The organism is Chitinivibrionia bacterium, assembly GCA_009779925.1.
Taxonomy (GTDB): Bacteria; Fibrobacterota; Chitinivibrionia; order Chitinivibrionales; family Chitinivibrionaceae; genus WRFX01.
In genome coordinates this window covers 1-3,218 of record WRAZ01000083.1, presented here as the reverse complement: position 1 = coordinate 3,218, position 3,218 = coordinate 1, and the positions used below count along the sequence as shown (strand labels likewise).

Annotated in this window: 2 protein-coding genes; both read right to left on the bottom strand. The window is 42.3% G+C overall.

All coding sequences use genetic code 11. The features are described from left to right. Nucleotides 1-45 precede the first annotated feature (45 nt). A complete protein-coding gene (locus tag FWE23_11450; GenBank protein ID MCL2846041.1) occupies nt 46-1,431 on the bottom strand; it encodes a hypothetical protein in 1,386 nt (461 codons plus the stop codon). Further along, nucleotides 1,428-3,218 (bottom strand): acyl-CoA dehydratase activase-related protein (locus tag FWE23_11445; protein MCL2846040.1); only part of this gene is annotated, 1,791 nt, incomplete at its 5' end. The genes FWE23_11445 and FWE23_11450, both read right to left, overlap by 4 nt.

The following is a 3,218-nucleotide window of genomic DNA, read 5'->3' as shown; positions in this document are numbered from 1 at the left end:
CGTAAGAGCCCGAAATCACAACTCGTTTCGGGGGGGGGGGGGTAATTATTGCTGGCATTTATTCTCTCCTTTTTCCAACTTCTGCTTCGCCTTAAACAGCATCATACTCACCCTCGAAAGAATGCTCACCTCGTTATCACCCGATGTCTCGATTGACAAAAAATTCAAGTTCGGGTACATTTCTATGATTTTGCTTTGAACGCCGTCCGAAACGCCGCTTGAGGGCATACAGCCGAATGGTTTTACCGAGATAAAGCCGTCGATTTTGTCGTGATAATGGATTGCTTCCGCGATTTCCAGATTTCCCTCGCCGCCGAAAATTGACGTGTGATAATGTTCGTGTCCAAGTTTGGATAATTCGTCCAATTCGTGAATTTCAGCTTTTCCGCCGAACTGTTTTTGATTGAAGAAGAAATTAAGAAAATTATACGCTACCTTTACAAAAGCATTGGAAAAATTTTGCCGTTTTATGTAATTTTCGCAAAATTTCTTTGCTTTGTCGTCTTTTGCGTATTTTAAATGTTCGTAATATCTGTAATTTTTGCTCCAACCCTCGTAAACTCCGCGTTGAGTGAATAGTCCGGGAAGCGCTTCGCAGCCCTCGTCGGCGATAAATCTGCGCAAATCGTAATTTCCGTCGCCGTGAGCCAAGTTTGCGAAAATCTCGCCCGTAATAAAAATCAGCGGAATTTTTTTGTCGATTCTTTCAAATTTTGCAAGTTTTTTGCCCGCTTTATGCAACGCAATCGGCAATTTTATAAGATAAAGGCGGCTCTTAAACGCTTTCAAAATGTCGCTTCTGCATTCGTCGATTACTTTTAGGGCGGCTTCCTTGTCTTTGGCGTAAGGGCGAATTGCGCACTCTGCAATATGAATGAAATCGCCCAAAATGAAGCTCAAAACAAAGTGAATTTTGAAATACGGCGAAAATTTGAACGCGGAATTTTTGGGCATCGGCGGGTCTTGGATAATATCCGAGTTGAAAATTAAAACGCGAAAATCTTTGAAACCCATAGCGTTTACGACTTTCAGATATTCTTCGGGATACATTCCGTATCTGCAAGGTCCGCATTGTCCGCCGCCGCCGAGAATTATGTATTTTTCGACGATTTCTTCTTTGCTCAAACCCTCTTCTTTTTCGATGCGCAGGAGCTCGTCAATAAAAGTGCCCAGCGTAAAATACACGGGATTGCACTGCATTCGCGTTCCGTATTCGCGCCCCGTTAAAAAATGGTCTTTTGTGTGATTGCCCAAATCGCGATACTTGTAGCCGCAACGATGAAAATACGCCTGCAAAAAGAACGATTTGTTTTCTTCAATCATATTGTAAAGAATGGTGGCTTTTTTCTTGTCTTTTTTATCCCAAGTCGGGTTTTTGAAGCCCGTCCACTGCTCTTTTTTAACGAATTTCGGCGGATTTATTTTTATCATTTTTGTTTTCCTCCCAAAAATTCCCTCTCATACTCTTTCAAAAAGTAATCAGCTGTCTCTATCCGAATTTTGAATGTCGAACTCGGTTTGTTTTGGTCTATATCGTGAAAAATAAAATGCGGCGTTTCGGAAGCGTCCAAAATTTGGTCAACATAATTGTAAGTCGGGGCGTCGTGTCCGCATTTGAAAGACGATAAGTCCACAACCGCCAAATTCGGGTGGCGCGCGGCGATTTTTGCCGCCCAAACTTTGTGATTTGTGTTTCGGTTAAAATTTCTAAACCATACGTCTGTAATTTTTCTGCCGTCCTCGTCTCGTTCAAAGAGTTGCGACAAAAATTCGCTGTCCGTCGGAATTGACTCAATCGTGAAAATCGGATAGCCGCATTTGCGAAACTCCTCGGGAATTCTGTGATTAAGCCCGAAATCGTGATGATACGGGTGTCCTATAAGCAAAATTCCCACGCGGTTTTCTTCAATTAAAACGTTCATTGTTTCCGCAAACAAATCTCTTTGTTTTGTCAAATATTTGTTTAGCGCAATAACGCCGTTGTTAAACGCAAAAGCGTTTTCGTCGCGGGTTATTTGCAGTTTTTCGGCAAAATATTCATACATTTTATCGCAGGCTTCAACAAATCTGTCCATATTCAGCGACGGGTCAAAATATTCGATGTTTTTTTCTTTGAAAATGTTTCTGTCTTTTGTGAAAACCGCTTCCACAACTTCGGGCGTTCCCATTTGAATAACGCAGGCGGTGTTGCCGAGCGTGCATTCAATATCCGTGGTTAAATTTGTAATTATAGGAAAAAATATTGCGTCCACGTCTTTTTTGTTTAATAATTGCCAAATGTGCGCAGGAGCGACTTTTGCGGGAAAACACGGGTCAATCGCGCCCCATTTGTTGCCGTTTTCCCACAATTTCTGACTTGTAAAATCCGAAAAAACAACGTTTATTCCGAGCGTTTCAAAATATGCGGTAAAAAGCGGCGCAAAATAAAACATATTCAACAATTTCGGAATGGCAACCGTGCGAATTTTGCGGTCTTGTAGGGGCAAATCATCATTTGCCCTATTGCAATTCGCCGTATTGTTATTTGTTCCGTCGTCATTTGTCGAATTGTCGGCGGTTTGGCAATGCAAGGGCGAAAGATGTTTCGCCCCTACGGAACCTCGTTGGAACGGCATTTCCCACTCATCTTTTGGCACAATTCTTTCCGAAAATTTGGGATAAAACGTGTTTTTGTCGATTTCTGCGCCGTGTTCGGGCAGTTTTTCGTATTTGTAATGTGAAAACGCGTCAATTGCCGCAATTTCCGAAATATCGAGGTTTTTCGTATAAACTTCTTTTTGCTTTTGTTGCTTTCCTTTAACAACCTTACTGTCTTCGGAAGAGCCCAATTCGCAGGCGTATCCCGATATAAATAAAATTGCTTCGTCGGCGGGGACGAGCGTCGCCTTTATTTCCGTAAAGGTGCGTTTACAGTGCATATTGCATTTTTTGCACACCGTACTTTCGTCGTTTTTTGTTGTAAATTCAATATTTGCCGCGGCGTTTATGCCTATGAATTTGCTGTCGCCGATTATGTTTTTTCTTGCTTCGAGCGCGGCGCCGACCGCTCCTGCAATTCCTGCGTATTTATGGACGAAGATTTCGGCGTTTTCGACTTTTCGCTTAATGAAATCAACCTGCGATTTTACCGCCGCCAAGTTTTTTTGCGTTCCGCCCTGAAGCACAAATTTTTTGCCGAATTTTGACAAATTGCTTTCTTGCACGACGTAATTCCAAAT

Excerpts from the sequence above, each read along its gene's own strand:
- FWE23_11450 (MCL2846041.1), bottom strand. The coding sequence starts at position 1,431 with ATGATAAAAATAAATCCGCCGAAATTCGTTAAAAAAGAGCAGTGGACG.